This window comes from Ramlibacter sp. (genome assembly GCF_041916345.1).
Taxonomy (GTDB): domain Bacteria; phylum Pseudomonadota; class Gammaproteobacteria; order Burkholderiales; family Burkholderiaceae_C; genus Ramlibacter.
Genome location: NZ_JAYRZR010000044.1, coordinates 25,594 through 32,148, shown reverse-complemented (window position 1 = coordinate 32,148; position 6,555 = coordinate 25,594). Strand labels below are relative to the sequence as shown.

Annotated in this window: 5 protein-coding genes and 1 pseudogene; 1 reads left to right on the top strand and 5 read right to left on the bottom strand. The window is 71.7% G+C overall.

The features are described from left to right. The 4 genes and pseudogenes from ACE3T5_RS12800 to ACE3T5_RS12785 form a co-directional block, all read right to left on the bottom strand. Positions 1-254: pseudogene (locus ACE3T5_RS12800) on the bottom strand (hypothetical protein); the annotation flags it as partial. Between the two features lie 30 nt (positions 255-284). Next, the gene (gene dksA / locus ACE3T5_RS12795; protein WP_374668203.1) at positions 285-1,190 is read right to left on the bottom strand and encodes an RNA polymerase-binding protein DksA; all 906 of its coding nucleotides are present in this window, start codon (positions 1,188-1,190) and stop codon (positions 285-287) included. Positions 1,191-1,417: 227 nt separating this feature from the next. Next, the gene (locus ACE3T5_RS12790; protein WP_374668201.1) at positions 1,418-2,470 is read right to left on the bottom strand and encodes a GTP-binding protein; all 1,053 of its coding nucleotides are present in this window, start codon (positions 2,468-2,470) and stop codon (positions 1,418-1,420) included. 60 nt (positions 2,471-2,530) lie between these two features. Beyond that, the gene (locus ACE3T5_RS12785; RefSeq protein ID WP_374668199.1) at positions 2,531-3,712 is read right to left on the bottom strand and encodes a class I SAM-dependent rRNA methyltransferase; all 1,182 of its coding nucleotides are present in this window, start codon (positions 3,710-3,712) and stop codon (positions 2,531-2,533) included. A gap of 107 nt (positions 3,713-3,819) precedes the next feature. Between ACE3T5_RS12785 and ACE3T5_RS12780 the strand changes: the two genes are divergently transcribed. Then, a complete protein-coding gene (locus ACE3T5_RS12780; protein ID WP_374668197.1) occupies positions 3,820-5,556 on the top strand; it encodes a 7TM diverse intracellular signaling domain-containing protein in 1,737 nt (578 codons plus the stop codon). A gap of 25 nt (positions 5,557-5,581) precedes the next feature. Here ACE3T5_RS12780 and ACE3T5_RS12775 read toward each other — a convergent pair whose 3' ends face one another. Further along, entirely contained in the window at positions 5,582-6,544 is a 963-nt protein-coding gene (locus ACE3T5_RS12775; RefSeq protein WP_374668195.1) for a tyrosine-type recombinase/integrase, read from the bottom strand. Positions 6,545-6,555 lie beyond the last annotated feature (11 nt).

The window sequence follows — 6,555 nt, the reverse complement described above, 5'->3', positions numbered from 1 at the left end:
GAGGGCCGCGCGGCCGGGTCCTGCCCGGCCAGCACCTCGCTGCGGCGCATCTTGCGCAGCATGTCGAACTCACGCTTGCGGACGAAGTCGTTGCGCCGCTTGCGCTCGATCATCTCCTTGAGCATCTGCTTGGAGTACGAGCTCTCGCGGTCGGACTCCTGCTCGATCTCGGCCCAGTTGGTGCCCGGGCTCTTGACGAACCGCACCATCCTGGAGAGCAAGCCTCCTGGTGCGGTATCGTCCTTGGACGCCATGGTCGCGGGCCCGGTCCTGCTGCTTCGGCGTCAGTCGCCGAACATCTTCTGTTTCAGCTCGCGCCGCTGCTGGGCCTCCAGCGAGAGCGTGGCGGTGGGGCGCGCCAGCAGCCGGCCGACGCCGATGGGCTCGCCGGTCTCGTCGCAGTAGCCGTAGTCGCCGGCATCGATGCGGGCGATGGACTGCTCGATCTTCTTCAGCAGCTTGCGCTCCCGGTCGCGGGTGCGCAGCTCCAGGGCATGCTCTTCCTCGATCGTGGCGCGATCGGCCGGGTCGGGGACGATGACGGTGTCCTCGCGCAGGTGCTCGGTCGTCTCGCCGGCGCTGTTGAGGATGTCCTGCTTCAGCTGCTGCAGCTTCAGGCGGAAGAACGCCATCTGCTTGTCGTTCATGTACTCGGTGTCCGGCATGGCCAGGACTTCCGCGTCGGACAGCTCTTCAGCGGACTTGGTCTTCCAGTTGTTCGCGAGCTTCGGGTCTTTCTTCACCTGCCCGGCGGGCGGCGGCGTGATCACGTGGGGAGTGGGCATGGGGATGTAACTGGCCTTGGCGGCCATGGGGACAGCTGCAGCGGCCGGCGCCACGGGCGCGGCCGCGGGCGGCTGGGATGCAGCAGCCGGCGCCTTCGGGGAGGCGGCGACCGTGCGGGCGACGGGCGGGACGGGCACTGGCGCCGCGGCCTTGGCCGGGGCAGCGGCCTTGACGGGCGCCGGACGCACCGGTGCCGCCGGCTTGGCCACGGGCGCCTTGGCCACCGGGGCCGCCTTGGCGGGCGCGGCCGGCCTGGCAACCGGCTTGGCTGGCGCCTTGGCGGCCGGCTTCGCGACCGCCTTCACCGGGGCCTTGGCGGCCGGCTGCTTCACGGCGGCTTTCGCGGCCGGCTTGGCCTTGGCGGCCACGGGGGCCTTGGCCGCGGCCTTGGTCTGAGCCTTCACGTCGCGTCTCCTCGCGTCGTCGGCGCCGGCGGCCGTGGGCGCAATGCCCGCGGACCTGCCTTTCTGGATGGACGCAGCGCCTTCATGACCGCGATTTATACCCTGATTGTCAGTCCCCGAACGGCGGCTTTCCGCCTTTTCGGCAGGCGGCGCAGCCGGCGCCTTGCCGGCGGGAAACCCCATCAGTTGCAGAAGCGAGACAAACATGCCGCCGCTTCGCTCGGACTTCAGGCCAGGCACTGCTCGAGCCCCTGCAGGAAGATGTCGCGCGGCAGGTCGATGCCGATGAACACCATCTTGGACAGCCGCGGCTCGCCTTCGGCCCAGACCGGCCCGAGGTCGCTGCCCATCAACTGGTGCACGCCCTGGAAGATGACCTTGCGGTCGGTGCCCTTCATGTTCAGCACGCCCTTGTAGCGCAGCATGCGCGGGCCGTAGATGTTGACGATGGCCCCCAGGAAGTCTTCCAGCTTGGCCGGATCGAACGGCCGCTCGCTGCGGAAGACGAAACTCTTGACGTCGTCGTCGTGGTGATGATGGTGCGGGTGGTCGCAGTGCTCGCCCGGGCCGTGGTCATGGCCTTCGTGCCCATGGTCGTGGCCATGGTCATGCCCGTGGTCGTCTTCCTTCAGGAAGTCGGGGTCGATGTCCAGCTTGGCGTTCAGGTTGAAGCCGCGCAGGTCGAACACGTCCTTGATGGGCACGTCGCCGAAGTGCACCTTGCGCTGCGGCGCGCGCGGGTTCATGTGCTTCAGGCGGTGCACCAGGGCATCCACCTCGTCGGCGGCCACCAGGTCGGTCTTGCTGATGAAGATCTGGTCGGCGAAGCCCACCTGGCGGCGCGCCTCCTGGCGGTCGTCGAGCTGCTGGTCGGCGTGCTTGGCGTCCACCAGCGTCAGGATGGAATCCAGCAGGTAGCTCTCGGCGATCTCGTCGTCCATGAAGAAGGTCTGCGCCACCGGGCCGGGATCGGCCAGGCCGGTGGTCTCGATCACCACGCGGTCGAAGTCCAGCAGGCCCTTGCGCTTCTTGGCGGCCAGCAGCTGCAGGGCGCCCCGCAGGTCCTCGCGGATGGTGCAGCAGATGCAGCCGTTGCTCATCTGGACGATCTGTTCCTTCGTCTCGGTGACGAGGATGTCGTTGTCGATGTTCTCCTCGCCGAACTCGTTCTCGATCACGGCGATCTTCTGGCCATGCGCCTCGCTCAGCACGCGCTTGAGCAGCGTGGTCTTGCCCGAACCGAGGAAGCCGGTGAGGATGGTGGCGGGAATGAGGGCCATGGGAACTCCTGGGGAACCCGCGAGTGTAAGGCGCGGGCGGCCGCCGGCGCCCGGGCGGGGCTACTTGCGCACGACGACCAGCCCCTTCAGGTACTCCCCTTCCGGGAACGCCAGGGTCAGCGGGTGGTCAGGCGCCGCGCCGGTGCGCTCCACGATGTAGCCATCCACGCCCGCATCCGCGCCCGCCCCGGCCACGATCTTGTGGAACAGCTCCACCGGAATGCCGCCGGAGCATGAAAAAGTGAACAGCACGCCGCCCGGCGCCAGCAGCCCCAGGGCCAGCCGGTTGATGTCCTTGTAGGCCCGCGCGGCCCGCTCGGCATGCGCCACGGTCGGCGCGAGCTTGGGCGGATCCAGCACGATGGCGTCGAAGCGCTCGCCCTGCGCCGCCAGCCGCCGCAGCGTGGCGTTCACGTCGGCATCGACGAAATCGGCCGCGTCGGCCTCGAAGCCGTTCAGGCGCACGTTGGCCAGCGCCTGCGCCAGCGCAGGCGCGGAGGAGTCGACCGAAACCACCTGGCTGGCACCGCCGGCCCGCGCGGCCACCGTGAAGCCGCCGGTGTAGCAGTAGCAATTGAGGACGCGGCGGGCGCCCAGGCGCCGCACCCACTCCGCGAAGCGGGCGCGGCTGTCCCGCTGGTCCAGGTAGAAGCCGGTCTTGTGGCCGGTGGCGATGTCCACCTCGAAGCGCCAGGCGTGCTCGGTGAGGGTGAGCCGCGTCTCGCCGCCGCCGCGCAGCCAGCCGGTGACATCGGGCAGGCCCTCCAGGGCGCGCGACTGGGCATCGGAGCGTTCGTACAGCGCGTTGCAGCCGGTGGCCTGCAGCAGGGCGTCGGCCAGCACCGCCTTCCAGCGCTCGGCGCCAGCGGACAGGAACTGCGCCACCAACGTGCGGCCGTAGCGGTCGACGATGAGCCCCGGCAGGCCATCGGACTCCCCGTGCACCAGCCGCACCGCGTCGCTCGGCGGCGCCAGGCGCTCGCGCAACGCCACCGCCTGCGCCACGCGCCGGGCGAAGAAGGCGGCGTCGATGCGCTCGGCCTCGTCGAAGCTCCAGGCCCGCGCCCGCATGCGCGAGGCCGGGCTGAAGGCCGCCCAGGCGAGGAAGCGGCCGTCCTCCGCCTCGATGCGGACCGTCTCGCCCGCATCCGCGCCGCCGCGCGCGATGGCGGATTCGAAGACCCAGGGGTGGCGCCGAAGCAACGAACGCTCCCGCCCATTGCGCAATCGGATCGATTTCATGGCGGCATTGTCCACTGGCCCCCCTATGCCACCGTCACGGGCAGCGACAGAATGGGACGCAAAAGAACATGCGGTCGAAGCGCTGGACGTCGTGCTGGAGATGGCTGGTGGCCCTGGGGCTCTGGCTGGCTGCGGCATGGGCGCACGCCCAGATCGGCGGCCAGCTCGTGCTCGACCCCACCCAGCAGCCCGTGCCGCTGGGCAGTGCCGGGATGGCCTGGATCGACCCCTCCGGCCACACCAGCGCCGATGACGTCGCCGGCGGAACCGGCATCACCTGGACGCCCACCGCCGACGGCCGCATCTACGCCCTGGATGGCCACAGCGCGCTGTGGGTCCGCTTCCGCGCGCCGGCCACACCGGTGGGTGAACGCTGGTACCTGGAGGTGCCCTATGCCTCTGTCGACCGCGTCACCCTCTACCGCGGCACCGACCGTGGCACCTGGCAGCCCGAGACGGCCGGCGACACCCTGCCCGTGGCCCGATGGCCGGTGCCGCACCGGCACCCGCTGCTGCCCCTGCGGGTCGGCGGTGACGCCGCCGGCCACGAGTACCTGCTGGAGGTGCGCAACGCCCACAGCTTCAGCGCGCCGCTGCAGTTCGTCACCGAGTCCCGCTTCGCCCGCGACGAGCAGCGGGCCGCGCTGATCCTGGGGCTGTACTTCGGCCTCGCCTCGCTGGCCGCGGTGCTGGCCGCGGTGGCCGCGGCCACGCTGCGCGACCTGCCCTATGCCCTGTACGCGATCAGCATCACGCTGATGGGCCTGACGCAGGCCGCCATCACCGGCCTGGCCGGCCTGCACCTGTGGCCGCACTCGTCCTGGTGGAACGACGCGGCCTCGCTGGTGCTGCCGGTGCTGGCCGCCGGGGCCATGCTGCTGTTCATGTCGTCCGTGGTGTCGCTGCGCCAGCGATCCATGCTGCTGCATGGTGCCCTGCTCACGGTGGCCGGCCTCAGCCTGCCGGTGGCACTGGGCGTGGCGCTGGTCGAGTCCTCGCAGCGCATCGTGCTGATGGCGCCCTACATCGTCGCCGCCGCCACGACGGCGATCGCCAACCTGGCATGGGCCACCTTCCGCGGCGACCGGCATGCACCCTGGGTGCTCGCCGGCGCGACGCCGGTGGTGATCGGGGTGGGCTTCACGCTGGCACGCACCACGGGCGTGATCCCGGTGAGCTTCTGGACGATGCACGGCATGCAGATCGGCATCGCGCTGGAGATCCCCATCCTGCTGGTGGTCCTGATGGCGCGCAGCCAGCAGCGCCGGGAGCATGCCCGCCGCCTGCAGGGCCTGGACCGCATCGACCCCGCCACCGGCCTGCTGTCGGCCACGGTGTTCCACGAGCGGCTGGCGCGCCTGATCACGCGCTCGCAGCGGCTGAAGATCCGCAGCGCGGTGCTGCTGGTGGACGTGGTCAACATGGCGCAGATCGAGCGCACCTTCGGCCGCCCGTCGGCGCAGGAGCTGGGGTTGCGCGTGGCCGGGCGGCTGCTGTCCGTGGCACGCGACATCGACAGCGTGGCGCGGCTCGGCGAGCACCGCTTCGGCCTGCTGCTGGAAGGGCCGCTGAAGGCCGACGAGGTGGCCGAGGCCGGCCCGCGGGTGGTGGCGCGCTGCCTGATGCCGTTCCGCACCCGGCCGCTGGACTGGTGCGCCCAGGTGCATGTCGCGCAGGGGCTGGTGCCGATGGACGGCCTCGACGCCGCCGAACTGGTGGACCGGCTCGACGCCCTGCTGGCCGAGGCGCCTGGCGACAGCCGGCCCACGGTCCGCATGCTGTCGCGGCCCCCAGCGCCAGCGAACCGTGCGCCGGTGGCCGCGCCGCCACCGCCCACCGACTGAGCCTGCCTGGCGCCCGCGCGCGGGCCTACTTGCCGGATCGGCGCGCGCGCGGATGCGCGGCGTCGTAGGCGCGCGCCAGATGCTGGAAGTCCAGCCGCGTGTACACCTGCGTCGTGCCGATGTTCGCGTGACCCAGCAGTTCCTGCACCGCGCGCAGGTCGCCGCTGGACTGCAGCACGTGGCTGGCGAAGGAGTGGCGCAGCATGTGGGGATGCACCGGCGTGGCCAGGCCGGCGCGCAGGCTGCGCTGGCGCAGGCGGCCCCAGACGGCCTGCGCCGAGAGCCGCCGGCCGGTGCGGCCGATGAAGAGCGCGGGCTCGGTCGCCGCTTCCGCGCAGACACCATCGCGCAGGGCCAGCCAGGCGGACAGGGCGGCAGCGGCCTGGCGCCCCACCGGCACGCTGCGGCGCTTGCTGCCCTTGCCCAGCACATGGGCGTCGGCCGCCTGCAGGTCGATCCAGCCACGGGCCTGCGCGCTGGCCCGCACGTCCAGGCCCACCAGCTCGCCCACGCGCAGGCCGCAGCCATACAGCAGTTCCACGATGGCGGCGTCCCGCGCCTCGACCCAGGGCTCGGCCGCTTCGTCCTGGAAGGCGGCGAAGCGCACCGCGTCGTCGACCCCCAGCGCCTTGGGCAGCGGCTTGGGCGCCTTCGGGGCGCGCACGTCCACCACCGGGTTGGCGCTCACCAGGCCTTCGCGGCCCAGCCACGCGTAGAAGCCGCGCCAGCCAGACAGGATGAGGGCGATGCCGCGCCCGCTGCGCCCTGCGCCGTGCATCTGCGCCACCCAGCGGCGCACGTGCGCGGGCTGCACCTGCGTCAGCGGCACGCGCGCAGCGTGCGCGAGGCCGGCCAGTCGCCGCAGATCGAGCGTGTAGAGCGTCACCGTGCGGTCGGCCAGACGCTTCTCCACCCGCACATGCGTCAGGTAGCGCGCCACCAGCGCCGCCTCCTCGGGCGGCAGGGGGGCTTCTTCGGGCGCTTCCATGCAGCCGGCGC